Below are 25,030 nucleotides of genomic sequence, written 5' to 3' on the forward strand. Positions count from 1 at the left end.
AAATTGGGTATAGAATAACTTGATAGCAATCTAATATATACTGGAAAGGAAAAAGGATTTTATTTTCTATATTAAGGTTTTTAATTAATGAATATTGTATTTGTACTAGATAAAAATTATTCTAGTTATTTAGAAGTGGCTCTGAAGTCAGTGCACTATCACCATCATAATGTGAATATTTATATTATTCATGATGGTATTTCAAGAGCTGAATTAACGAGAGTCGGGCAGCATTTAGCTCATCGAGGCAACTCTCTGCATGACTTTTATATTGAAGATGTTAATAAGTTAATTGTATTTCCAACAGTAGGATCTCCAGATCATATTGGAGCGTTTTCTTTAGTTCGATTGTTTGTTCATCGTTTACTCCCAAAAAATCTAGAAAAAGTTATTTATTTAGATGTAGATGTAATTATTAATAAGCCAATAGATGAACTTTGGAATATTGACATAGATAATTATTTATTGGGTGCTGTTACTGATTATGGTATGGAATTCCATTGGTTCCATAAGTATTTTGATAAACAACAGTATATTAATTCTGGTGTGATGCTAATTAATTTAAATAAATGGCGTGAATTAAATGTTGATAAATATTTTATTGATGGCGCATTAAAATATGGTAAGAAATTTGCATATGGTGATCAAGACACAATTAATTTTAGCTTAAGTAAGGAATTAATTAAACTATTACCTATTGGATTTAATTTTCAAGTGGGTTTGTTAGAAGATAGATTGAGAGAGGCTGATATAGATTTAAGTCCTCATTTTACTTTTGTGCCAAATATTATTCATTACACAGGAAAGTTTAAACCTTGGTTAAACGAAGATCATGAAGATTTCCCCAAATTTTATAAAGATAATTATATTTTTTATCAGAATTTAGATTGGAATAGCATATAAATAACAATCCGCACGTAAAACGTGCGGTTTTTAGGCTCCCCTATAAGGACCTATACTTCACAAGCCCCTCAAGGGGCTTGTGAGAACTGACAACCGCGTCTAATTATTTCCTTGATTACCCCTTAAAGGGGTCAACATGTTCTTTCGTTGATAAATTATCTTGAACCATATCTTCTTTTTCTTGGTTTCTTATATAATCCTCTACCACTTTTGTATTTAACCCTACTGTGCTTACAAAAAATCCTTTCGCCCAGAAATGCCTATTTCCATATCTATATTTTAAGTTCGCGTGTCTTTCAAAAATCATCAGCGCTGACTTCCCCTTCAGATAGCCCATAAAACCTGATACTGATATTTTAGCTGGGATTTTTAAGAGCATATGGATATGGTCTGGCATTGCATGCGCTTCTATTATCTCCACATTTTTATAGTCACATAACTGCCTCAATATTTGACCTATATCTGCTCTTAACTTTCCATAAATTGCTTTTCTTCTATACTTCGGGATAAATACAATGTGATACTTACAGTTCCATTTTGTGTGTGATAGACTTGAATCGTCACTGGTTTTACTTACCATGATAATCCTCCTATATGTTGAATTTTGGTTGTCAGCTTTGTTCATTATATAGCGAGGATTTTTTCTGTTCATCGCTTAAGCTATTTGGCTCCATACGCATAGCGTATGGTTTTTATAGCCAGACTTTTGGATGGCTATAATAAAATAGTCGTTCAATTAGAACGACTATTTTACTATTTTTGATTTAACCCTAAAAAATCCCCAACTTCGTGCTCTAGTTGACTCATAGCGAGTAGGGCTTCTTGAGTTTTCTTCGCTTCATCTTCATCAATAACACTCATTGCAAAGCCTACATGAACGAGCACCCATTTGCCAAGTAAATCGGCAGGATCTCCAGTGCAGACTAGAGAAATATTCACATCGCGTTGTACGCCGCATACATCTACTGTGGCAAGTTGAAGAGCGCTTTCGCCAATCTTAACAATTTGGCCTGGAACACCTAAACACATAATACTTTCACTCCTATTGAAATTTGTGTCTATTTTACTATCGCGCGGAATAAGTTACGTCGATTTGGATCAAAAGTTGTTGCTTTTGTTGGCATAGATAAAATCATTCTGAGGCAATCTTGCGCGAGTTGAGCTGCTTGAGTATTTGTCATGGCAGGATCAATCGGAGAATGAAGGGAGCAACTAAGATATTGTGGAATATTTTCTAAACTACTCACTGTGAAAGTGAAAGTTTTATAGGGTAGTTGTACTGAAAGTTTATCGCCAATTTCGCGCGGTTCCCATTCTTGATCTTTGCCTGGCAAAATGACAATACTCAACATCCAAGGTGTCACAACTGTACCTATCCATTGGTTTTCAAAAAGTATAAATTTAGGGCAATAGCAGTTGATACCTTTTCGATAGAAAGGAAGATCTTTCATTTCTCCTGCAACTTTTCGCATTTCGTTTTGGAAGATTGAAGATGGATCTTCGGCGAAGCCTTGAATGACACCTTCAAGTGCGGTGGTATTTTCTGGTGTTTTTTCGTGTCGATACATAATTATTAAAATTTACAGCGAGGTGAATTTCAACAATTCACACATACCATAAGAGCAAATATTGAGTACGTGAAATCTGTTATTTTTCATCTACATTTGAATATGAAATCCATACTCTTTCAAAACGTTTTGTAATGTTTTAAAAATTTTTGGAAATTGTTTTTGAATTGTTTCACTTAATGCAATATGCGGCTCAAAAGTTTCTGGTTGAATCCCAATTAAACATAGGTTTTTAGGGAATTCATCGGTTAATTTTAACGCAGAAAGCACATCGCAAATACCAAGTTGGTGTGGTGAAATTTTACGCGAGAAAAATACTGGCACTTGCTCATCATGAAGCACAATGATGTCTCCTGGCTGTTTATTGGCGAGTACAGCATCAATGATGATGATATGCTCACGATTTGCCATTTCATCCAATAATTCCATGCCGCAAGTGCCACCGTCAACCACATCAAAGTGCGGTAAAATTTCAGAGAGATTTTCTAGGGCTTGGGCGATTCGTACGCCCACGCCTTCATCGCCGAGTAAAATATTACCGACGCCTAAGATTAATGGCTTCATTAGAGCACCTTCACTTGTGTGACTTCACCATTTTCTGTGTTCACAACATGCACTGCGCATGACATGCAAGGGTCGAAAGAGTGGATGGTGCGTACAACTTCTAATGGTTTTGTCGGATCTGCGACAGGTGTACCGATGATGGAAAGCTCATAAGGTCCCATTTCATCATTTTGATTACGAGGGCCTGCATTCCAAGTCGATGGCACAACGGCTTGATAATTTTCGATTTTGCCATTTTTAACGACAACCCAGTGAGAGAGCATGCCACGAGGTACTTCACCAAATCCAACACCTTTAAACTCACCTGTTTGTGGAATGTCTGTTTTGAGATAAGCAACGGTATCACCAGTGCCAATATTATCAACAAGTAGTTTCCATTGTTGTTCAAGAATATTATTTAGCACGCAACAATGTACGGTACGAGCAATAATGCGCCCTAAGGTTGAGTGTAAATGGTCAACAGATAAGGTATTGCCGCTTAGTTTTTCATACAACTCTTTAATATGGTTAAAGTGATGTAATGTATCTTTGTTTTCATTGGCTAAGTTACACATTAAATAGGCAAGCGGACCCACTTCAACAACTTTCCCGTAGAAACTTGGCGCTTTAACCCATGAATATTTGCCTTCATCTTGCCAGCCTGTATATTTCGGACGTGTTAAACCAGCCCAAGGTTCAAGCGGTTCATCGTCTTCATACCAAGCATGTTTACCACTTTCTTTAATGCCTTTCACAACAAATTCATCTTTTTGTTGCGTAATTGGACGGAAGGTTGAAATATCAAAGTTTTCAATATAGCCACCCGTTAGAACAAATTTAGAATTATCACCATCAATTGGATATTCAGGTACAGAAAGGTAGTTACCTGATGTTTTACCAAGATTGAGCCATTCAGGGTAATAAGCCGCAATGATAGCCGCATCAACACGATAAACTTGGGTCACGAAGTCATTTAAACGATCAATACAGGATTTTACAAACATTAAACGTTCTAAGTTTAATACTGATTGAGAGTCTAAGTTGATTGGATTTGCTACGCCACCAATTGCTAGGTTTTGAATGTGCGGAGTTTTTCCGCCGAGTAATGCCACAATACGGTTACAATCACGCTGACATTCAAGTGCTTGTAAGTAGTGAGCTACCGCGATTAGGTTTACTTCTGGCGGTAATTTCATGGCAGGGTGGCCGAAATAACCGTTGGCAAAAATACCAAGCTGACCGCTTTCAACTAAAGATTTGATTTTATTTTGGATGTTGCGGAATTCATTTGCACTATTTAGTCCCCATGTTGAAACACCTTTAAGCATTTCAGCAGCTTTATCGGGATCAGCGTTCAGTGCCGCAGTGATATCCACCCAGTCCATCGCAGAAAGTTGATAAAAATGAACGATATGGTCGTGCATGCTATGAGCAGAAAGAATCATATTGCGGATATATTGTGCATTCACTGGCACTTTGGCACCTAGAGCATCTTCCACTGCACGCACACTCATAATGGCGTGAACAGTTGTACAAACGCCACAAATACGTTGCATAATCATCCAAGCATCACGCGGATCTGAACCTTTCACGATATTTTCCATACCACGCCACATTGTGCCTGATGACCAAGCGTTTGTAACTACGCCATTTTCAATTTCGCAATCGATACGCAAATGGCCTTCAATGCGTGTGATAGGGTCGATTGAGATACGTTTTTTTTCAGTCATTATTCTGCTCCGCTCATTTTTTTACTGAATTGTGCTTTTTCGGCAATAATTTGTTCCGAGTCTTCATGATGTTTTTCTTTCAACACTGGTAAGACAGGGAATAGACGAATTATTAAAATATAGGCGCAAATTTCGATGGAAACGAAACCAATAGAAATTAGCAATTCTTCTGCTGATGGGAAGTAACGATAGCCATTACCTGGATCGTACATAATCATTGAATAATTTAAACGCCATAGGGCTGCGCCGAGTAACATGCTCAAGGCTGAAATAAATAGCCAACGTGAATCAGATTTTTTTTCACCAAGGAATAAAGTGAGTAATGGTAATGTCATTAACCATACTTCCATCCAAAACATCCAAGCTTCAAATTTGCCAAGTTTATCGAATCCGAATACATAATGGAGTTTGCCATGGTAAATCAACTCGCCAAAGCGTACTGCAAGGAAAAGTGTGATTAATCCCGCGGTCACTTTTGCAAGCTGAGTAAAGAGTGAGCGTTCATCTGGTGTTTTTCCTGCTAAACCTGCTCGCACTAAAGAACCTTCAAAAATGACGATAGAAAAGCCCATAATAAATGCGGTGAGCAAGGATAAGATTGGTAATGCTTCATAGCTTTGCCATACTTGATGAACTTTATGACCTGCTGCGATCATTAATGATCCCATAGATGATTGGTGCATCATCGGCAATAGTGCGCCAAGTGCGATGACAAAGAACATAATTTTGTTGAGCTTATTGAACCATTTTTTCAATCCTAAGAACCCGAGCCAAACTGGTGCAAATTCAAGGGTAACAACAATGATGTAAATCGTCATACAAAATGCGGTTTCAAATAACACCGAGTTTGTATTGAATTGACCAGGAATGTAGAAGTAAGGCAAGTGCCAGTAACGCCCCATATCAATGGTGATGGAAAGACCACCTAATGAATAGCCGAATAAGCTGGCAAGCAATGCGGGGCGTACAAGAGGGTGATATTTCCCTTTGTTGAAAATATATACTGTCCAAGCTAATGCCCAGCCACCACAGGCAAAACCTGTACCTACAAGTAAGTCAAAAGAAATCCATAAGCCCCAAGGATAACCGCCGTTAAGTGCGGTGACGGAACCGATACCTAAGAACAAACGTTTGATAATTAATAAGATACAAATTACGGCCAAAGGTGCAAAAAAGAGAATACTGGCGGAAACTAATCGACCGCCCACTGGACGTGGATTACCCATGATGTTCATCCTCCGCTTCTTCCATTTCTTTACGCGCTTGGCGCATTGCTTCTTTTTGCGCTTCAATTCGTTCGCGAATCTTATCGCCGTGCATATTCTTATAAGTCATCATTGTTAAACCAGCTAACGCTACTAGCGGCAATGCCAAACCTCGATACAAGAAGTGCTGTAAATGCGCTGCGCGTGCACCTGTAGCAATATCATCTAACTCAGGGAAACCTAAATTTTCTTGTGGAACCGCACTTAACACTAATACTTGTGTACCGCCACCTTCTTTTTCACCGTAAATACGATATTGATAGGCTGGCACAGTTGCGCGATAAGTGTCTTTACTGTTTACGTGTTGGCGAGGATAGTCATATTCCGTGCCACGTAATAAACTTAAACGACGTTTTGCTTCTGCTAAAAGTTCTTCACGGGTACCAAAAATAATTGCCCCAGTTGGGCAAACATGACAACAACCTGGTAATTCACCTTTATCTAAGCGTTCCACGCCTTTTTGGTTGCAAAGTTCACATTTGCTGATTTGACCAAATGGATTGTCGTAATCATATTTTGGCACATCAAATGGACAGCCCACCATACAATAACGGCAACCAGTACAAATATCAGGATCGTATTTAACAATACCTGTTTTAGGATCTTTGGTTAAAGCCTGTACTGGACAAACGGAAACGCAGTTTGGATCAACACAGTGCATGCATTGTTTTTTAACGTAAGCATAACCGTTTTCTGTTTTATCTTTATTTTTGCCGTCGCCATCGCTCCATACTTGAATCACGTTGCGTGTGAACGGAGTGAGTTTGTCATTGTTTGCCCAGGTTTGCTCACCTTTTGGATTGACAGGAGTTTTGTTCACTTGCTGACATTCTGCGACACAAGCCTGACAGCCAACGCAAAGTGTGGAGTCATAAAGCATCCCAAGTGCGCCAGGAATTGGTGGAAGATTTTCCACCGCTTCAGCTTTTGCTACGGGCAGACCTGATGTGACTGTTCCCAGCAGACCTGCTTTTAGGAAATTTCGTCTATCCATCTTTAGTGTCCTTGATCTTGATTGGCTTGTTTGTCTGCTGCTTTGTTCGCTTTATGTTGTTTGCTCAATTCTTTCAATGTTACAACGCTGACGCCCGCTAAAATGGCTGCAGCACCACCTAATAGACCAATCGCCGTCATTGAGGCACCTTCGCCTTCAACATTGTTTACATCTGGTTTTTCCACGCGTGGCGTTGGATTTTCAACGTTCGCTAATTGGAAAATGCCTTTGGTAAAGCCGATGCCTTGATCGTTACAGCCATAGCAAGGATGTCCGATACCCACTGGCCAGTTATTACCACCAACATCACAGAATTCTAGTGTAGAGCAGTTGCCGTAAGTTTCGGGCCCTTTACAACCTAAATGGTATAAACACCAGCCATGACGATGACCATAATCGCCAAATTCTTTCGCGAAACGCCCAGCATCAAAGTGCGGTCGGCGATAACAGTTTTCATGGATTAGGCGGTCATAAGCAAACAATGGACGATTTAATTTATCCATTGCAGGTAATTTTTTATAAGTGATGATATAGGCAACGGTTGCCAAGAAATTATGTGGGTTAGGAGGACAGCCTGGAATGTTAATAATTGGCGTGCCTTTTGGTAAAACTTCAGAAAGACTGACCGCACCTGTTGGGTTGCCACCGCAAGATGGAACACCGCCCCAAGATGAGCATGAGCCAATTGCAATAATAGCTGCTGCACCTTTTGCGGCTTCACGAATATGTTCCACAATTGGTTTACCTGCCACCATGCAGTATACACCGCCGTCTTTAATTGGAATGGAACCATCCACCACAAGCACATATTTGCCGTAATAGTTATGGATAGCATTATGTTTATTTTCTTCCGCTTGTTCACCAAATGCGGCAGAAAGTACCTCATGATATTCGAGGGAAATTAAATCTAGCACGAGATTTTCAACAGTTGGGTGGGTTGCACGCAGTAAAGATTCGGTACAGCCAGTACATTCTTGCGCACCAATCCAAAGCACTGGTGGGCGTGCTGGACTGGTCATTGCTGCCGTCATTTCTGCGCCCGCTTTAGAATTTAGCCCCATCGTAGCCGCAAGTGCGGTACATAATTTCATAAAATCTCGGCGAGAAACATCTGCCAATGCAGAAAAAACGCCATCCAGATTATTCATAGTATCACTCCAAAGACACACATTTATTGTGGAAATTGACCAATGATAAATGTTTTCTTCAAAAAAAATTTGATCATAATCATGAAATGAAGAATTTATAGCAAGAATATGTCCAAATTGTGAAAGGAATGTTATTACATTTGAGAAGAGTTCTTATTTGATTGAAAAAGAACAAAAATAAAGGCTGTAGAGCACAGCCTTAGATTGGATTAAGAACAAATTTTTTCAAAAACTAACCGCATTTTTTCTTGATCTTTTACGCCCGCAGAACTTTCTACTCCAGAATTAAGATCCAAGCCTAAGCAATTTTGTTGAATGGCTTGTTCCACATTATTTGGTGAGATGCCTCCGGCTAAAATAATCTTGTGCTTAAGATGTTCAGGAATTAATGACCAATCAAAAGTTTTCCCTGTGCCACCTTGTTGATTAGCAGATTGGCTATCGAAAATATAGCGAGTGATATTTAAATCATCAGTAAAATTAACCGCACTTTGTGCTTCAGTATCTACTGAAATAGCTTTCCAAATTTGAGTATCCTCAGGTAGTTGATGGCGAAGTGCCGTAATAAATTCAGCGGTTTCTGAACCGTGTAGCTGAACGGCATAAAGCTGCAATTGTTTAGCGATTTTTACAATAAAATCAATTTCTTGATTCTGGAATACTCCAACAAAACGAAGTGGTGATGCTGTCACTAATTCTTGGGCTTGACGTAGGCTCACACAGCGTTTTGAATGTTCGACGAAAATTAAACCACCGTATAATGCTCCATTTGCGTAAACCTCTTTGACATCTTGCGTGCGAGTTAAACCGCATACTTTATTTTCTCCAAAAATCACTTCACGCACAGCATTGTTTAAATCTGCGCTGCCCATTAGGCTACTGCCGATTAAAAAGCCATGTGCCATTTTTTTCAAATCACGAATTTGACTGTGATTATAAATCCCTGATTCGCTGATAATACGTGCATCAGCAGGAATGCGATCAGCATATTTTTGTGTAAGTTCTACTACGCGGTTTAAATCAACGGTAAGATCGTGAAGATTACGATTGTTAACGCCGATAATTTTTGCACCTAATGCAAGGGCTCGCTCAAACTCTTCTTCGTTGCTGGTTTCCGTCAATACGCCCATGCCAAGAGAATGCGCCAGATCAGCTAGTACGCGATAGGTTTCATCATTCACCACTGAAAGCATCAATAAAATAGCATCAGCTTGATAGTAGCGCGCAAGATAAACCTGATATTCGCTGATCATAAAATCTTTGCACAATACAGGTTGTGAGACAACGTCACGTACTTGCGGCAAATAGTCAAATTTACCTTGGAAGTATTTCTCATCCGTTAGCACCGAAACAGCTGAGGCGTAATGCTTATACACATTGGCGATTTCATCTAAATTAAATTCATTACGAATTAATCCTTTAGAAGGGGAAGCTTTTTTACATTCCAAAATATAAGCCGGTTTTTGATGTGTGCCTTTAGCCAACGCATCATAAAAAGAGCGGTCAGATTTTTGAATGTTTTCTTTAAATTGTGAAAGCGGAAATTCAGCTTCCTTTGCTTTAACCCATTGTGCTTTGTCTAAGACGATTTTTTGTAGCATCGTCGCAGAGTCAATTGGTTTGGTGAAATCTTGCGTGATCATATTCAAGTACCTATTTTAAATCTTTTAATTCATCATCGAATATATCCAATATGGGAGAGAGGTTATAGGCTATTATTGGCCCATATAGCATGGATATAACTACTGCTAGTATATATTTGTCATGTTCATCAAATTTGAATGAAAGATGAAGTTGGAGCATAGCAGCAAAAATATAAAGCATAGCTAAAAGAACTTTTCCACTTTTCTTATCATTAATTTTAAATAATTTGAATACAGTCACCTTTGATAAAGCTGGTAAAGTCATAGAAAGCAAAAAAGATATTGCAGTAAAAAAAATAAGCTTATTTTTTTCATAATAAAACATCATTATCAAGAAAAAGCTTAGAAACACTAATATAATACTCAATCTTACATATTTGTTTTTTATTGAGTAAGATTTGTTTTCTTTAGAATGATTGATATATTTTTCTCTCATTTGTTAAAAAGGAATTATAAATTTAGTTATTTAAGAATAATGTAAGTATATTGAACTTTAGTTAACATTTTCTTCGATGCTGCTTCTAGTATGAACTTAAATTTTTTAATGTCTCAAACGCTTTGCCTGATGCAAGATGAGCCAACACATTTTGAACATTTTGTTTTAAGTCATCATGACCAAATAATTTCAACAATAATGCTACATTTGCGGCTACCGCATTAGTATGTTCCGCTTTGCCTTTACCTTGTAAAAGTGCGGTCAGATATTGGGCGTTTTCTTGCGGTTCGCCACCACGTAAACTTTCTAAAGATTGTGTTTTTAAACCAAAATCTTCAGGTGTTAAAGTGAAATATTCAATTTTGCTATTTTTAATTTCTGCCACTTGTGTTTCTCCGTGCAATGCGACTTCATCTAAGCCAGAACCATGTACAACAAAGGAATGTTGATGTTCTAAGGCAACTGCGGTTTCAGCATAGGTTTTTACTAATTCAGGCGCATATACGCCAAGTAAATGATAAGTCGGGCGAGCAGGATTGATAAGCGGCCCTAAAATATTAAAGATAGTGCGCGTTTTTAAAGCTGCTCGAACTGGCGCGACATGGCGGAAGCCAGAATGATATTGTTGAGCAAATAAAAAGCAGACACCAATTTCATCTAGTGCTTGTCGAGCTTGCTCTGGTGTGACATTCACATTAACGCCAAGTGCGGTGAGCACATCGCTAGCACCCGATTTACTCGACACGCTACGATTGCCATGTTTTGCTACTTTGGCTCCCATTGATGCTGCCACAATCGCACTGGCGGTGGAAATATTAATGGTGTTTTGTCCATCGCCACCCGTTCCCACAATATCCGCAAAAGAATAATTTGGATGTGGAAAAGCTTTGGCATTTTGTAATGAGGCGGCAACCGCACCCGTAATTTCCTCAGTATTTGCTCCCCGCACTTTTAAAGCGATAAGCATTGCAGCAATTTGTTCATTGGAAAGCTCACCTTGGATGACTGCATTAAAAAGTGCGGTACTTTCTGAAGTTGAAAGTGAATGTCCGTTATAAAGTTGTTCTAATAATTGGTTGTGTTGCATAGTCTATTCCTGTTTTTATTTGTATGTGGATTTGTTAATTTTTTATATTTTATTAAACATAAATGTCGTAATCTAAATCACGCGCTTCATCGCCTGTCATTCCACGGAATCCCCAGCAATGCGCAGGCTGTTCTTTAATCGTAATCTCCACATCGTGAGCTCGGATGCCGAGCTTGTACTCCAATTCGCTAAACAGCATTTTTATCAAGCGTTTTTTCGTGCCTTCCATACGACCAGACATCAGGTTAATTTCGATGACCGTGTAATCATCGCTACGGTCAAAAGGGTAGTAAAAATCTTCTTTTTCTAAACACAAAAAGCGAATCGCATGTTTGCCTTTTGGAATATCTAAGCCAAGGTAGAGGTTGTTATAAATTACTTCTGCCAGTTGTTCACGACGTGGTGCGAGTTTGGATTTAAGTCCGAATACGGTGATCATTTTTTCTCCTTTAAAGTGCGGTTAAAAATCACCGCACTTTTTGATGTCTTATCTATTTAACAACCATTCAATGGATTGTTGTAATAATTGCGAACCTTGCACAGTTAAAATACTTTCAGGGTGAAATTGGAATGCGCAAATAGGTAAATCGCGATGACGAATTGCCATGATAATGCCATTATATTCCGCATTGACGATAAATTCTTTTGGTAAATCTTGTCCCATTAAAGAATGATAACGCGCTACTGGCATTGGATTAGTAAGATCTTTAAACATGGCTTCGTTATCATGGGTGATACGAGAAACTTTACCATGTAATACTTCGCCAGCGTGAACAACCTTCCCGCCAAAAGCTTGAATCAATGCTTGATGGCCTAAACAAATACCAATAATTGGAACATGATTTTTTAAGCGTTCGATTAATGGCAGCAAAATCCCCGCTTCTGATGGTGTTCCTGGCCCGGGAGAAAGTGCAAGAATGGTATCAGTTGTATTGAGTGCCGTTTCTACCAGTTTTTCTAAATCACAATCATTGCGGTAAATTGTGACGTTGTGACCTAATACACGAAATTGATCCACAAGATTGTAAGTAAAGGAATCGAAGTTATCTAAAAATAAAATATTAGCCATAATAATTCTTCCTTATTTTGCTTGTGTATTAACTTGACGAATTGCTTTTAAGACTGCCGCGGCTTTGTGGCGTGTTTCATCGGCTTCCATTTGTGGATCAGAATCCAATACTTCGCCACAACCTGCTTGCACATGAGCTATGCCATTTTGTACAAAAGCAGAACGAATCACGATACAGGTATCAAAATGTCCATCGGACGTGAGATAACCCACAGCACCACCGTAACTATGGCGTTTTTGTTGCTCAAATTGATAAATAAGCTGCATTGCTTTAATTTTGGGTGCACCAGTTAATGTGCCCATATTCATACAGGCTTGATAGGCGTGAAGTGCATCTAACTCAGGGCGTAATTTACCCACTACGCGAGAGACCAAATGCATGATGTGAGAATAGCGATCCACTTGCATTAATTCAGCGACTTTACGCGTACCGCTTTGGCAAACTCGAGCAATATCGTTACGGGCTAAATCAACCAACATTAAATGTTCCGCTTGTTCTTTATGATCAAGACGAAGTTCTAGTTCTAAACGTGCATCTAATTCAGGATCGATATTGCCATGAGCGTCAAAACCACGAGGGCGTGAACCTGCGATTGGGTAAATTTCTAACTGACGATTTTCAGGTTCATATTTCAGGGCACTTTCTGGCGATGCACCAAACAAAATAAAGTTTTCATCATTCATATAGAACATATAAGGGCTTGGATTATTTTGTTTGAGTTGGGCGTAACTAGCTAATGTATTCGGGCAAGCAAGGGAGAAACGACGAGAGGGCACAATTTGGAAAACATCACCAATGTTAATATGGTGTTTTAAAGCTTTTACAATGCCGGTAAATTCAGGATCTTCAAAGTTTGTTTTAACTTCATCACTTGCCGCTTTAATAGAAAGAACGTTATCAATATTTTTTAGTTTTTGCGCGATAGAAAGCGAGGTTTTCGCAATATTGACTTGTTCTTCTTGAGCAAAACAGAAACTTTTGAGTGTCGCTTGTTGATTTTGATGGTCGATGGTAATGAGGTGTTCGGCAAGATAGAAATTGTAATCAGGGCAGTTGATACCATCATTTTGCAATGTAATGCCATCCATTGGAATGAAATTTGCAACGAGATCGTAAGCAAACAATCCACCTAAGAAAATAGGCGTTTGGCGATGTTGATAAAGACTAGAAATAACACGCAGTCCGTCAAAAATAGTGGCAGATTGTAATTTGCTATCTTCATCGAGTTGATTATCAAGTGGCGAAAATTGTGTAGAAAATTCTTCTTCAAAATTGACCGCACTTACTTTTCCAAGTGCGGTTAATTTTGGATGAATTTCTTTTAAAACTTGTTTTCCATTCTCATTTAAAGCTTTGAATGTGACGTTGTGAGCTAAGCAAGTTATTTTAACCGCAGCATTGACTAAGATAAGGCTTTGTAAACTGTTTTTACTCCCGATTTCCGCAGAGTCGAGTAGAAGAGAATTTGAATTAGGTTGGCAAAGTGTATTAAAAATAGCAGTCGTGTCAGCATAATAAGGAACGGGTTGAGCTGTTACCGCAATAAAGGCTTGAGTTTGCATACTGAAATCCTTTTAGAAATTTTGTACTATTAAACTAGTACGATAAGGATAAGTCAAGCCTAATTTTAATTTTTTATGTTTTTTGATAAAAAATGTTTATTTTTATTCCTTTGCCCAAGGACGACCTCCGTAGTATTCAATATTTTGTTGATTCATTTCTTTTAATATACCCAAAGAAATTTTGTTTTTCATTTCATCTGATAAAATTAGTCTAGGAAAAAAGTTATGGAATGAGATTATTTTATCTAAATCAACTGTGTATTTTACAGTATATTTTCCTGAGGTTTGTCCTTGAAAATCTAGACTCTTCAAGTTTGAGAAAAAGGCTCGATCACAAATGTTTGGTGTATACCAGCCATGTGTAGCTTTTAGGGCAATTTCACGGGGTATAGCGTAACAATTTGTATCAACAAGGTTTTGCGTATTATGGGTAATATCGAATGTTTGTTGAGCTTTTTCGAGGATAACATCCACGACCATATTTTCTTTTGTAGTCCAGTTACCGAGAGATTCATAATCGTCGTGACAGATAAATTGTTGATTTGAATCGTAAAAAGATCGTAAGGAATAAGCAAAATCAGCACCTTGTTCAATCACCTTTACTAAGCTTTCCACGTGATCTTCTCGTAACTGATTGTCATCATCTAAATAACAAATAATGTCTTCTTCAACAAGAAAAGCTGCAGCAGCATTAATGGCTCCGTTAAGGATTCCGTTTTTTCCTGTATTCATTGGTAAGTAAATAGGAATTACATCAGGAAATTGTTCCAATATAGATTTGGTTTTATCCCAGAAAATATTGCCATCGACAAATACATAATGCTTACATGGATAAGTTTGATTTTGCACGCTTTTAATAGCCAACGCTAATTCTGGGCGACCAATTGTTGACGTCACTACCGCAACACTTTTACTATTTGGTTGGTTGGTTGGTTGGTTGGTTGGTTGGTTGGTTGGTTGGTTGGTTGGTTGGTTGGTTGGTTGGTTGGTTGGTTGGTTGGTTCATCAGTATAGATCCCTTTCATTTTTACAATAACCTTTGATTAACACAAATATACGTTTAATTTTTTTGATCTTAAATGTATGCAACGATAAACATAAAGTCTGCGGATAATAGCACTTATGAGATTTTTTTTCACTTTTTTTTGTAAATTCAATTTAAAATTTAAAATGAAAAAACCAAGTTCTTAGAAAGGTAGAACTTGGTTCTTAAATATGTCTAGCTTTGTTGAGCTAGATAGATTGCAGGTTAGTTTTCGTTAGAGCTGAAATGTACCACTTAAGCATGGCAAGTTTGGCAAGCTGCTTGGAACATCCATACCAATTTTTCTTGTTCTTTAATGTAGTCACTCATTTGTGATGCGGTACCTTCGTCATCAGCATCGCCTGCAAGAGCAAGAATTTCACGTTGTTGTTCAAGTAATGTTTTTAAACCTTGTAATGTACCTGATAAACATTCTTGTGCGCCACTTACTGCGATATCTTCTTTAATACGAGATACTTTTAAGTATTGGCTATATGCGTTATCTGGTGTGTAACCTAAAGTTAAAATACGTTCTGCAACTTCATCAACTTTGGTGATTAAATCTGTGTAAATTTCTTCGAATTTTGCGTGTAATGCAAAAAAATTAACACCTTTAATATTCCAGTGGTAACCACGTACATTAGTATAGAATACTTGGTAGGTTGCAAGTAATTCGTTAAGTTTATTGGCTAATTCTGCTGATTGAACTTTGTCTAATCCGATAGATGTTTTTGACATAATAATTTCCTTTTTCTAGTTAAATAATTGAGCTAATGCCCTGCCTTTGATATGGGTATTATACGTTTCTAGAATTTGCTGTGAAATTGTTCTATTCAATAAAATTGATAGCCTTTGGCTATATGTTAATAAATTGTAATAAATTTAAACTATCAAAATAAGTGATCGGGATCACAGTTATAAGGAATACTTTAGTAAAGGGTCGCGGCTAACAGTAAATTTTGCTTTAATAAGTGCAGTTATAATTTTTAATATTTTAAGGATGTCTTATGCAAGAACTTATTAAGCACGCATTGCCACAAGATGATGCACTCAATCAAGCTATTGTTGATGAAATTCGTTTGCAAAATTGGGCTGGCTTTCTAAATTGTTCCCAAGTGGAGCAGCTTTGTCGTGATTTTGAACTTACTTCACTGAAATTAGCTATGCATTTGTTGCCGATTGCGGCGAGTTATAGCCATACCGCTATTTCTCATTTTAATGTGGGGGCCATTGCTATTGGTGAACAGGGTGATTTTTATTTTGGTGCGAATCAAGAATTTTCTAATTCAGCCATTCAGCAAACAATTCATGCAGAGCAAAGCGCAATTTCTCACGCATGGTTGCGTAATGAACGTCGTATTTCAGACATGGTGGTTAATTATACACCGTGCGGGCATTGTCGTCAATTTATGAATGAATTGCAGGGTGCTGAAAAAATTTCAATTCATTTGCCACATAGCCAAAATAATCCGTTGCATTCTTATTTACCTGATGCTTTTGGACCGAAAGATCTCGATATTGCAGCGCATCTTTTAGCGGAAGAAAATCATGATTTAGTGGCTGAGCATCAAGATGATTTGATTAATCAAGCTATTTTGGCGGCAAATCAATCTCATTGTCCTTATTCAAATAGTCCGCATGGCATTGCGATTTTATTTAAAAATGGTGATGTGGTGACAGGACGTTATGCAGAAAACGCCGCGTTTAATCCAAGTTTGCCAGCGTTGCAAACTGCACTTAATTTTGCGTATTTAAATGATAAAAAATTGAGTGATATTGAACGAATTGTCATGGCTGAAAAAGCATTAAAACTAAGCCATAAAATGATGGCTGAAGCGCTACTCTCTACATTAACATCGGTGAAATTAGAGTACCATTCATTGTAAGTATGAAAGATTCTTGATGGAAAACAAAAAAGGGAATAGTTTCCCTTTTTTATTTGTTTGCTAAAATTACCGCTCTTTTTGGTGCTTGATAACCTTCAATGGTTTTACTGTGATCATTTGGATCTAAAAAATCAATCAGGCTTTCATTTTCCAACCAATCAGTTTTACGCTGTTCTTCTAATGTGGTTGTTGCAACATCCACACAACGTACATTGGTAAAGCCAACTTTTTCTAGCCAGTTAATTAGTGCAGCGACAGATGGGATAAAATAAACATTTTTCATTTTCGCATAGCGATCTGCCGGTACGAGTACAGTATTTACATCGCCATCCACCACTAACGTTTCTAATACCAATTCACCACCTTTTACCAATTGATTTTTCAACTGGCTTAAGTGATCTAATGGGGATTTACGATGATAGAGTACGCCCATGGAAAATACAGTATCAAATGCTGCTAATGGCTGCATTTGCTCAATACCAAGCGGGATAAGATTTGCTCGACGATCATTATTAAGCAGCTTGCGTACGGCTTCAAATTGGCAAAGGAAAAGCTCGGTAGGATCAATCCCGACGACCATTTTTGCGCCTTCGCCTACCATTCTCCACATATGATAACCGCTGCCACAACCCACATCTAAAATAGTGCGACCTTGCAGTGGAGCTAAATGAGGAAGAACACGATCCCATTTAAAATCTGAACGCCATTCACAATCTACATGAATGCCGAAAAGATGATAAGGCCCTTTTCGCCATGGCATTAATTGTTTTAAATGATGGATAATTCGTTGTTTTTCACCTTCTGAAAGGGAAGAAGTGCGGTCAGATTTTACCGCACTTTTTAGATCGATTTCATCAGCATGTAAATCAGGTAGAAAATCAACAATTTTGCTCCATTTCGCATAATCGCCATGAGTTTGATTTTCCCATTCTTTCAATTGGAGCGGTAAGGTCTCTAACCAGTCCGATAAATTTGTGGTCGCAATTTGTTGATAAAAAGGGCGAAAGTCGATCATTTTGCTTCCTTATAGGCCTTTTCTGCTTTGTCAAAGGTATCTAGAACATTTTGTTCTGGTTTGCTAGACAGCAATGAGACAACAATAATTGCAAGGCTACCGAAAGCAAACCCCGGAATCATTTCATATACTTTAAACCAATCGGTATCAGCGGGAACAACTTCTTTCCAAGCAAATACTGTCACTGCGCCTACAAGCATACCCGCCATCGCACCTGATGATGTCATTCGTTTCCAGAAAAGAGAGAAAAGTACAACAGGGCCAAATGCACTACCAAAACCAGCCCAAGCGAATTCGACAAGTTTTAATACTTTGCTGTTTTCATCTTGTGCGATCCAGATAGCAAGTGCGGCAATAACTAACACCATAATTCTTCCAAGCCATACGAGCTCTTTTTCAGATGCGTTAGGGCGAATGAAACCTTTGTAGAAATCTTCTGTGATTGAGCTAGAAGAAATTAACAATTGCGCACTTAATGTACTCATTACTGCAGCTAAAATAGCTGAAAGTAATATGCCTGCGATCCAAGAATTAAACAAAAGTTTAGCTAGTTCAATAAACACTTGCTCTGGTTCGTTATTGACTGTGCCTGCAATATTTGGATTGGCAAAGAAATAGGGAATTGCGAAGAAACCAATACCAATTGCACCACCTAAGCAAAGCACCATCCATGTCATGCTAATGCGGCGAGCTTTGATAAGTGATTTAACAGAATAAGCCGCCATAAAACGCGCTAAAATATGTGGCTGACCAAAATATCCTAATCCCCAAGCAGCAAGGCTTAATAGACCAAGTGGTGTAGTGGCAGTAAATAAATCTGTAAAATCTTTATTGGCAGCCGCTTCAGCTTGCGCTAATATCGCGGAAAATTGAGCGGTATCACCAATACTTAATAACACAAAAATAGGCGTTAAGAGCAGCGCAAAAATCATAAGGGTTGCTTGAATGGTATCTGTCCAACTTACCGCTAAAAAACCACCGATAAAAGTATAAAGAATAGTAGCTAATGCTCCATACCAAAGTGCGGTGGAATATTCGACTGAAAATAAATTTTGGAATAATTTGGCACCTGCCACGACACCCGAAGCACAATAAATGGTAAAGAACACTAAAATAATCGTGGCAGAAACAATTTTTAATAATTTATGTGATGTGGCAAATCGGTTGTGGAAATATTCTGGAAGAGTGAGGGCATTATTATTTAATTCAGTATAAACACGCAAACGACCAGCCACCAGAAGCCAGTTAAAATAAGCGCCAAACGTTAATCCGATAGCAATCCAGCCTTCAACTAAGCCTGATAAATATACCGCACCAGGTAAGCCCATTAAAAGCCAACCAGACATATCCGAAGCACCAGCAGACATTGCGGTGACAAAGCTGCCTAAACGACGTCCACCGAGAATGTAATCTGATAAATTATTCGTGTAATAATAGGCGAGTACGCCAATCAGTAACATCCCGAAAATATAAATAGTAAAAGTAACAAGAGTTGGGTCGAATCCAAACATTTAATAAGTCCAAAATGGGTTAAAAATTTCAGAAAGGGTGCATTTTACCTTATTTCGGGCTATTATTCTATTTAGACTGAATATTTAATGAAATTTAAGAAATTAGGAATATAAAATGGATGCTGTAGAGTTATTGATGAACGTAACGCCTAACGAAACACGCATTGCGCTAGTAGAAACAGGAATGTTGTGCGAAGTACATATTGAACGCCAAGCCAAACGAGGAATTGTCGGAAATATTTATAAAGGTCGGGTGACTCGAGTGCTACCTGGAATGCAGTCGGCTTTTGTTGATATTGGTTTGGAAAAAGCGGCTTTTTTACATGCTGCTGATATTGTATCTCACACGGAATGTGTAGATGAAAATGAACAAAAGCAATTTAAAGTTAAGAGCATTTCAGAATTAGTACGAGAAGGGCAGGATATTGTTGTACAAGTGGTGAAAGAACCCCTTGGTACAAAAGGTGCACGTTTAACAACAGACATCACATTGCCATCGCGTCATCTTGTTTTTATGCCAGAAAATAGCCACGTAGGCGTTTCACAACGTATTGAAAGCGAAGAAGAACGCGCCCGTTTAAAAGCATTAGTTGAGCCATTTTGTGATGAACTCGGCGGTTTTATTATTCGTACCGCCACAGAAGGGGCAAGCGAAGAAGAATTACGTCAAGACGCTGAATTTTTAAAACGCTTATGGCGTAAAGTCTTAGAGCGTAAATCTAAGTATCCAACCAAATCAAAAATTTACGGCGAGCCAGCGCTTCCACAACGTATTTTGCGTGATTTTATCGGTACAAACTTAGAAAAAATTCGTATTGACTCTAAACTTTGCTTTGGCGAAGTGAAAGAGTTTACCGATGAATTTATGCCTGAATTAAGCGATAAACTTGTTCTTTATTCTGGCAATCAACCTATCTTTGATGTGTATGGGATTGAAAATGCAATTCAAACAGCGCTAGATAAACGTGTTAATCTCAAATCGGGTGGTTATTTAATTATCGAGCAAACGGAAGCCATGACCACCATTGATATTAATACCGGCGCATTTGTGGGGCATCGTAATCTAGAAGAAACCATCTTCAATACCAATATTGAAGCAACTAAAGCCATTGCTCAGCAACTACAACTACGTAATCTTGGTGGCATAATCATTATTGATTTTATTGATATGCAAACAGATGAACATCGCAATCGAGTACTAGAATCTTTACGTGATGCGCTTTCTAAAGATCGTGTGAAAACCAATGTGAATGGCTTTACGCAATTAGGTCTTGTGGAAATGACTCGTAAGAGAACTCGTGAAAGCCTTGAGCATGTGCTATGTGATGAATGTCCAACATGCCATGGACGCGGTCGTGTGAAAACTGTTGAGACAGTTTGTTACGAAATTATGCGTGAAATTATTCGGGTTTATCATTTATTCAGTAGTGAACAATTTGTTGTTTATGCCTCTCCAGCGGTTTCCGAATATCTTATTAACGAAGAATCTCACGGTTTGCTGCCAGAAGTGGAAATGTTTATTGGAAAACGAGTAAAAGTAAAAACAGAACAGTTTTATAACCAAGAACAGTTTGATGTGGTTGTAATGTAAACTCTATTTCAATAAAGTGCGGTGAAACATTTTTGAGATTTTTTACCGCACTTTTACAGACTGTTCTTTACATTTTTTCTTTTGTCATTTTCATTTTTTTATTTGATTTCATCTTTTTATCCGATTTCATGTCCATTTCATCAGACTTCATCATATTGTCTGATTTCATCATATGGTCAGAATGCATTTGCATGTCATCTGATTTCATCATTTTTTTCATTGGGGTATTCATCATCGGTTCTGATTTCATTGGCATGGCATCAGATTTCATTTCTTCTGCATAAACGGTTGTCGCACCAAATAACATAGCCATACCTAAGATTGCGCTTTTCAATGTAATATTTTTCATTTTAAATTTCCTTGTTTAAGTGGTAAAAATAGTATTGAAAGAAATTCTTTCCTTCATGCTATTAGACGAAACGCTCTTTCATTTCTTACAAAAATTTTAAAGGAATTAAAATGAATGCCATTTCTGATACGGAACTCCAACAAATTCGTACGCAGATGTTGAAATTTGCAATGTTACAGTTGCACCATACCGATCTTGCTGAGGATTTAGTACAAGAAGCATTTTTAAGTGCATTTAACAATCTCGCGAATTTTAAACATCAGTCTGCTTTTAAAACTTGGGTTTTTGCCATTCTAAAAAATAAAATTATTGATTATCTTCGCCAGAAAGGACGCTTTGTATTAGAAAGTGAGATTGAAGATGAACAGTCAACTAATACATTTTTTGATGATACAGGCCATTGGAAAATAGAATATTATCCGAGCGAATTACAGGGTGAAGAGGAAACTGTGTATTCTGATGAGTTTTGGTTGATTTTCGAAACTTGCCTGACTTGTTTACCCGCTAAACATGCCAAAATTTTTATGATGAGAGAGTTTTTAGAATTGTCATCGGATGAAATTTGTCAAGAAACTCAGCTTACCACCTCCAACTTGCATACCACACTTTATCGGACCCGTTTGCAGTTGCAAAATTGTCTATCAAAAAAACTTTAGGAGAAAATTATGCGTTGTATTCAAGCCACTCGAATAATTTCTGATTCTCATGAGCGACCATTAGAATTGCAAGAAAAAATGGGTTTAAAAATGCATTTGTTAACTTGCCCTCATTGCCGTCGTTTTCAACGAAATTGTAAAACTTTAAGTATGATGATGAAGAAGTTTAAAGATTCACATTAGGAATTTTGACAGCGTGAAAAACACCGTTACTTTTCACCGCACTTTATTGAGACAGCTATAACCTAATCGTACTAAATTTAATATTCTTATAAATAAAGTGTTTATTTCTTCATTTTCGCCAATAAACTCACTGCACCCACAATTACAATTGCGCCGAACCAAAAATAGAGGTTAGGCGTATGATGCCAAAAGAGCCAGTCGAAAACGCTAGAGAAAATGACACCAGTGAAAGCAAAAGGGGTAATAACGTTGGCTGGCGCGTATCTGAAAACTCGAGTGAGCAATAATTGGAAAATCAACCCAAATCCGCCCACCAATAGCAATAAACCAAGCTCGTATAAATTAGGGATTTTCCATTGATGAATAAAGAAGATTGGTAGCATGAGTGTCCCAATCAGATGAAAATAAAATACGATATTTTTTGGTGTGTTATATTTGTTTAATTCTTGTAAGCCAATAAATGCCATTCCTGCCAATATGGCACCAGATAATCCAATCAGCACATAAATAGGATCAACATCGCCATTGTGATTGGTGAGTAAAATAATGGAAACGCCAAGAAAACCGATTAAGCTACACAAAAGTACATTAAGCGGTGTTTTTTGATGGAAAAAGAGCAATAAAATCGGGATAAATAGAGCAGAGGTATTCATCAATAAGACAGCGATGGAAAGCGGTAAGAACTTCACGACATAAAAGTTAATCAACATGCTCGATACACCCGCGGCATTCCGCAGGATTAAAAATTTCCATTGACGGGTATCTACTTTAAAATCGCGATCTTTAATTACAAAAGGCAGTAAGAAAAGCAAACCGATTAAAAAGCGAGAAAATAATGTTTCACTTGCAGGGATTGTTTTAGATGCGGTTTTGACAAATACATTCATCAAGGTAATGGAAAAGTACGCTGACACCATAAAACTAATCGCTTTGTGATAAAGCGAAGGGGTGGAATGTGATTGCATATATATCCTTTTTACCTTAGAAAATAGGGAGAAAATTAGCGTTTTAATGCTTTATTATTGGTTATAACAATGGATTTTAGTCAATCTCTTTAAAAATTTTACAAAAATCTGTAAGAAATCGGATTGTCTGCCGTCTAACCTTATGTAACGTTAATTTTCACATCATAAGGAAAAACAATGAAACTATCAAAAACATTTCTATTTATTACCGCACTTTGCTGTGCAACACCAACTTTAGCAATACAAAATTCAACATCATCTGGAGAACAAAAAATGGCAATGGAAAATATGCAAAACATTCGTGAAATTTATCTTGCTGGTGGCTGTTTTTGGGGTATGGAAGCATATATGGAGCGTATTCACGGTGTGAAAGATGCGATTTCTGGTTATGCCAATGGTAATACGGACAAAACCAGTTATCAGATGATTGGCGTAACCGATCATGCAGAAACGGTAAAAGTCACTTACGATGCAAACCAAATTTCGTTAGATAAATTGCTTAAATATTATTTTAAAGTAATTGATCCAACCAGTGTAAACAAACAAGGTAACGATCGTGGCAGACAATATCGCACAGGGATTTATTATCAAGATGGGGCAGATAAAGCGGTGATCGAACAAGCACTCGCTCAGCTTCAAACTAAATATAAAAAACCAGTGCAAATTGAGGTGCAACCGCTTAAAAATTACATCGTAGCAGAAGAATATCATCAGGATTATTTGAAGAAAAATCCAAATGGTTATTGCCATATTGATATTACCAAAGCAGATGAGCCTATGATTGACGAGAAAGATTATCCGAAACCTAGTGATGCAGAACTTAAAGCGAAATTGACACCGTTGCAATATTCAGTTACTCAAAATAAACATACTGAACGCTCTTTTAGTAACGAATATTGGGATAATTTCCAACCCGGTATTTATGTAGATATTACAACAGGCGAACCGGTATTTTCTTCTAATGATAAATTTGAATCGGGTTGTGGCTGGCCGAGTTTTACGAAACCAATAGCAAAAGAGGTAGTGCATTATCAAACAGATAATAGTTTTAATATGCAACGTACCGAGGTGTTAAGTCGTGCGGGCAATGCCCATTTGGGTCACGTTTTTGATGACGGTCCGAAAGATAAAGGCGGTTTGCGTTATTGCATTAACAGCGCATCAATTAAATTTATTCCGTTAGCTGAAATGGAGAAGGCAGGATACGGATATTTGATTCAATCCATTAAAAAATAAGGAGATGCAAGATGTTAGATCAACAACTCCTTATTGGAACTGTATTTTTAGCGGGGCTTGCTTCTTTTCTTTCGCCTTGTATTTTCCCGATTATCCCGATTTATTTCGGTATTTTGAGTAAAGGCGGTAAAAAAGTCTTAAATACTTTTTTATTTATTTTAGGGCTTTCCCTTACATTTGTAAGTTTAGGCTTTAGTTTTGGCTTTTTAGGGAATATTTTATTTAGTAACACCACCCGCATTATCGCTGGCGTTATCGTGATTATTTTGGGTATTCATCAACTTGGTATTTTCAAAATTGGTTTGTTGGAACGCACGAAATTGGTGGAAATCAAAACATCAGGAAAATCGACCGCACTTGAGGCATTTGTGCTTGGTTTAACTTTTAGTCTTGGTTGGACACCTTGTATTGGCCCGATTCTGGCTTCCGTGTTAGCTTTATCAGGCGATGAAGGCTCTGCACTTTACGGTGCATCAATGATGTTTGTTTATGTACTTGGTTTAGCAACGCCTTTTGTACTGTTTTCGTTCTTCTCTGACAGCTTGCTCAAACGTGCTAAAGGGTTAAATAAACACTTAGACAAATTTAAAATCGGTGGCGGAATTTTAATTATCGTGATGGGCATTTTATTGATTACGAATAATTTTTCGTAAGGCATAACCTCA

At 37.7% G+C, this 25,030-nt stretch carries 28 protein-coding genes; 7 read left to right on the forward strand and 21 right to left on the reverse strand.

All coding sequences use genetic code 11. The features are described from left to right. Window positions 1-87 precede the first annotated feature (87 nt). The gene (locus AC6H0A_RS01870; RefSeq protein ID WP_070047033.1) at window positions 88-903 is read left to right on the forward strand and encodes a glycosyltransferase family 8 protein; all 816 of its coding nucleotides are present in this window, start codon (window positions 88-90) and stop codon (window positions 901-903) included. A 115-nt stretch (window positions 904-1,018) separates the two neighbouring features. On the opposite strand, the gene tnpA is transcribed toward AC6H0A_RS01870, so the two are convergent. The 17 genes from tnpA to AC6H0A_RS01955 form a co-directional block, all read right to left on the reverse strand. After that, window positions 1,019-1,483 (reverse strand): IS200/IS605 family transposase, encoded by a 465-nt coding sequence (gene tnpA / locus AC6H0A_RS01875; protein WP_005639541.1) that lies wholly within the window; start codon window positions 1,481-1,483, stop codon window positions 1,019-1,021. 173 nt (window positions 1,484-1,656) lie between these two features. Next, window positions 1,657-1,932 (reverse strand): hydrogenase maturation factor HybG, encoded by a 276-nt coding sequence (gene hybG, locus AC6H0A_RS01880; protein ID WP_005626486.1) that lies wholly within the window; start codon window positions 1,930-1,932, stop codon window positions 1,657-1,659. A 29-nt stretch (window positions 1,933-1,961) separates the two neighbouring features. Then, complete coding sequence (hybE, locus tag AC6H0A_RS01885; protein WP_005641814.1) at window positions 1,962-2,471, reverse strand: hydrogenase-2 assembly chaperone; 510 nt, start codon at window positions 2,469-2,471, stop codon at window positions 1,962-1,964. Window positions 2,472-2,561: 90 nt separating this feature from the next. Beyond that, a complete protein-coding gene (locus AC6H0A_RS01890; protein ID WP_005641816.1) occupies window positions 2,562-3,035 on the reverse strand; it encodes a HyaD/HybD family hydrogenase maturation endopeptidase in 474 nt (157 codons plus the stop codon). After that, window positions 3,035-4,744, reverse strand: coding sequence for a hydrogenase 2 large subunit (gene hybC / locus AC6H0A_RS01895; protein WP_179231039.1), 1,710 nt, complete (start codon window positions 4,742-4,744; stop codon window positions 3,035-3,037). The genes AC6H0A_RS01890 and hybC overlap by 1 nt, the downstream gene beginning before the upstream one ends. Then, complete coding sequence (gene hybB / locus AC6H0A_RS01900; RefSeq protein ID WP_005641821.1) at window positions 4,744-5,970, reverse strand: Ni/Fe-hydrogenase cytochrome b subunit; 1,227 nt, start codon at window positions 5,968-5,970, stop codon at window positions 4,744-4,746. Before hybB ends, hybC begins: the two co-directional genes overlap by 1 nt. Beyond that, window positions 5,963-7,003 carry a hydrogenase 2 operon protein HybA gene (gene hybA, locus AC6H0A_RS01905; protein ID WP_005636015.1) on the reverse strand — a complete coding sequence of 347 codons (1,041 nt, stop codon included), beginning with the start codon at window positions 7,001-7,003 and terminating at the stop codon, window positions 5,963-5,965. The genes hybB and hybA overlap by 8 nt, the downstream gene beginning before the upstream one ends. A gap of 2 nt (window positions 7,004-7,005) precedes the next feature. Then, window positions 7,006-8,151: a hydrogenase 2 small subunit gene (gene hybO / locus AC6H0A_RS01910; protein ID WP_005641824.1), complete on the reverse strand. Its 1,146-nt coding sequence runs from the start codon at window positions 8,149-8,151 to the stop codon at window positions 7,006-7,008. 209 nt (window positions 8,152-8,360) lie between these two features. Beyond that, window positions 8,361-9,794, reverse strand: a complete 1,434-nt coding sequence (gene trpCF / locus AC6H0A_RS01915) for a bifunctional indole-3-glycerol-phosphate synthase TrpC/phosphoribosylanthranilate isomerase TrpF (protein ID WP_005641825.1) — start codon at window positions 9,792-9,794, stop codon at window positions 8,361-8,363. A gap of 10 nt (window positions 9,795-9,804) precedes the next feature. Continuing rightward, window positions 9,805-10,122 (reverse strand): hypothetical protein, encoded by a 318-nt coding sequence (locus tag AC6H0A_RS01920; protein WP_044232866.1) that lies wholly within the window; start codon window positions 10,120-10,122, stop codon window positions 9,805-9,807. Window positions 10,123-10,315: 193 nt separating this feature from the next. Further along, window positions 10,316-11,317 (reverse strand): anthranilate phosphoribosyltransferase, encoded by a 1,002-nt coding sequence (gene trpD, locus AC6H0A_RS01925; protein WP_005641827.1) that lies wholly within the window; start codon window positions 11,315-11,317, stop codon window positions 10,316-10,318. A gap of 52 nt (window positions 11,318-11,369) precedes the next feature. Continuing rightward, window positions 11,370-11,756 (reverse strand): tautomerase family protein, encoded by a 387-nt coding sequence (locus AC6H0A_RS01930; protein WP_005641829.1) that lies wholly within the window; start codon window positions 11,754-11,756, stop codon window positions 11,370-11,372. Between the two features lie 48 nt (window positions 11,757-11,804). Next, the gene (locus AC6H0A_RS01935; protein ID WP_005641831.1) at window positions 11,805-12,386 is read right to left on the reverse strand and encodes an aminodeoxychorismate/anthranilate synthase component II; all 582 of its coding nucleotides are present in this window, start codon (window positions 12,384-12,386) and stop codon (window positions 11,805-11,807) included. A 12-nt stretch (window positions 12,387-12,398) separates the two neighbouring features. Beyond that, the gene (trpE, locus tag AC6H0A_RS01940) at window positions 12,399-13,949 is read right to left on the reverse strand and encodes an anthranilate synthase component I (RefSeq protein ID WP_005641832.1); all 1,551 of its coding nucleotides are present in this window, start codon (window positions 13,947-13,949) and stop codon (window positions 12,399-12,401) included. A gap of 102 nt (window positions 13,950-14,051) precedes the next feature. Beyond that, on the reverse strand, window positions 14,052-14,846 hold the full coding sequence (locus AC6H0A_RS01945; RefSeq protein ID WP_179230874.1) for a glycosyltransferase family 2 protein: 795 nt from the start codon (window positions 14,844-14,846) through the stop codon (window positions 14,052-14,054). Then, the gene (locus AC6H0A_RS01950; protein ID WP_497512318.1) at window positions 14,846-14,974 is read right to left on the reverse strand and encodes a PT domain-containing protein; all 129 of its coding nucleotides are present in this window, start codon (window positions 14,972-14,974) and stop codon (window positions 14,846-14,848) included. Before AC6H0A_RS01950 ends, AC6H0A_RS01945 begins: the two co-directional genes overlap by 1 nt. Before the next feature lie 254 nt (window positions 14,975-15,228). Next, window positions 15,229-15,711, reverse strand: a complete 483-nt coding sequence (locus tag AC6H0A_RS01955) for a Dps family protein (RefSeq protein WP_005641835.1) — start codon at window positions 15,709-15,711, stop codon at window positions 15,229-15,231. A gap of 269 nt (window positions 15,712-15,980) precedes the next feature. Between AC6H0A_RS01955 and cdd the strand changes: the two genes are divergently transcribed. Further along, window positions 15,981-16,859, forward strand: coding sequence for a cytidine deaminase (gene cdd, locus AC6H0A_RS01960; RefSeq protein ID WP_005641838.1), 879 nt, complete (start codon window positions 15,981-15,983; stop codon window positions 16,857-16,859). Window positions 16,860-16,908: 49 nt separating this feature from the next. Here the strand turns inward: cdd and cmoB are convergent, their stop codons facing one another. Together cmoB and putP are read right to left on the reverse strand one after the other, a co-directional pair. Further along, the gene (cmoB, locus tag AC6H0A_RS01965; RefSeq protein WP_005641840.1) at window positions 16,909-17,874 is read right to left on the reverse strand and encodes a tRNA 5-methoxyuridine(34)/uridine 5-oxyacetic acid(34) synthase CmoB; all 966 of its coding nucleotides are present in this window, start codon (window positions 17,872-17,874) and stop codon (window positions 16,909-16,911) included. Then, complete coding sequence (putP, locus tag AC6H0A_RS01970; RefSeq protein ID WP_005641842.1) at window positions 17,871-19,385, reverse strand: sodium/proline symporter PutP; 1,515 nt, start codon at window positions 19,383-19,385, stop codon at window positions 17,871-17,873. The genes cmoB and putP overlap by 4 nt, the downstream gene beginning before the upstream one ends. A gap of 115 nt (window positions 19,386-19,500) precedes the next feature. Here putP and rng point away from each other — a divergent pair, with 115 nt between their 5' ends. Further along, the gene (rng, locus tag AC6H0A_RS01975; protein ID WP_179230875.1) at window positions 19,501-20,976 is read left to right on the forward strand and encodes a ribonuclease G; all 1,476 of its coding nucleotides are present in this window, start codon (window positions 19,501-19,503) and stop codon (window positions 20,974-20,976) included. Between the two features lie 67 nt (window positions 20,977-21,043). On the opposite strand, the gene AC6H0A_RS01980 is transcribed toward rng, so the two are convergent. Then, window positions 21,044-21,325, reverse strand: coding sequence for a hypothetical protein (locus AC6H0A_RS01980; RefSeq protein WP_044232869.1), 282 nt, complete (start codon window positions 21,323-21,325; stop codon window positions 21,044-21,046). Window positions 21,326-21,435: 110 nt separating this feature from the next. Between AC6H0A_RS01980 and AC6H0A_RS01985 the strand changes: the two genes are divergently transcribed. Both AC6H0A_RS01985 and AC6H0A_RS01990 read left to right on the forward strand, forming a co-directional pair. Further along, on the forward strand, window positions 21,436-21,981 hold the full coding sequence (locus AC6H0A_RS01985) for a sigma-70 family RNA polymerase sigma factor (RefSeq protein WP_005641846.1): 546 nt from the start codon (window positions 21,436-21,438) through the stop codon (window positions 21,979-21,981). Between the two features lie 9 nt (window positions 21,982-21,990). Continuing rightward, window positions 21,991-22,164, forward strand: coding sequence for a zf-HC2 domain-containing protein (locus AC6H0A_RS01990; RefSeq protein ID WP_005636028.1), 174 nt, complete (start codon window positions 21,991-21,993; stop codon window positions 22,162-22,164). Between the two features lie 101 nt (window positions 22,165-22,265). Here the strand turns inward: AC6H0A_RS01990 and AC6H0A_RS01995 are convergent, their stop codons facing one another. Beyond that, complete coding sequence (locus tag AC6H0A_RS01995; RefSeq protein WP_179230876.1) at window positions 22,266-23,129, reverse strand: DMT family transporter; 864 nt, start codon at window positions 23,127-23,129, stop codon at window positions 22,266-22,268. Between the two features lie 177 nt (window positions 23,130-23,306). Between AC6H0A_RS01995 and msrAB the strand changes: the two genes are divergently transcribed. Both msrAB and AC6H0A_RS02005 read left to right on the forward strand, forming a co-directional pair. Next, a complete protein-coding gene (msrAB, locus tag AC6H0A_RS02000; RefSeq protein WP_005641851.1) occupies window positions 23,307-24,365 on the forward strand; it encodes a bifunctional peptide-methionine (S)-S-oxide reductase MsrA/peptide-methionine (R)-S-oxide reductase MsrB in 1,059 nt (352 codons plus the stop codon). Between the two features lie 11 nt (window positions 24,366-24,376). Then, window positions 24,377-25,018, forward strand: coding sequence for a cytochrome c biogenesis protein CcdA (locus AC6H0A_RS02005; RefSeq protein ID WP_005628783.1), 642 nt, complete (start codon window positions 24,377-24,379; stop codon window positions 25,016-25,018). Window positions 25,019-25,030: the final 12 nt, after the last annotated feature.

The organism is Haemophilus sp. THUN1692 (assembly GCF_059704395.1).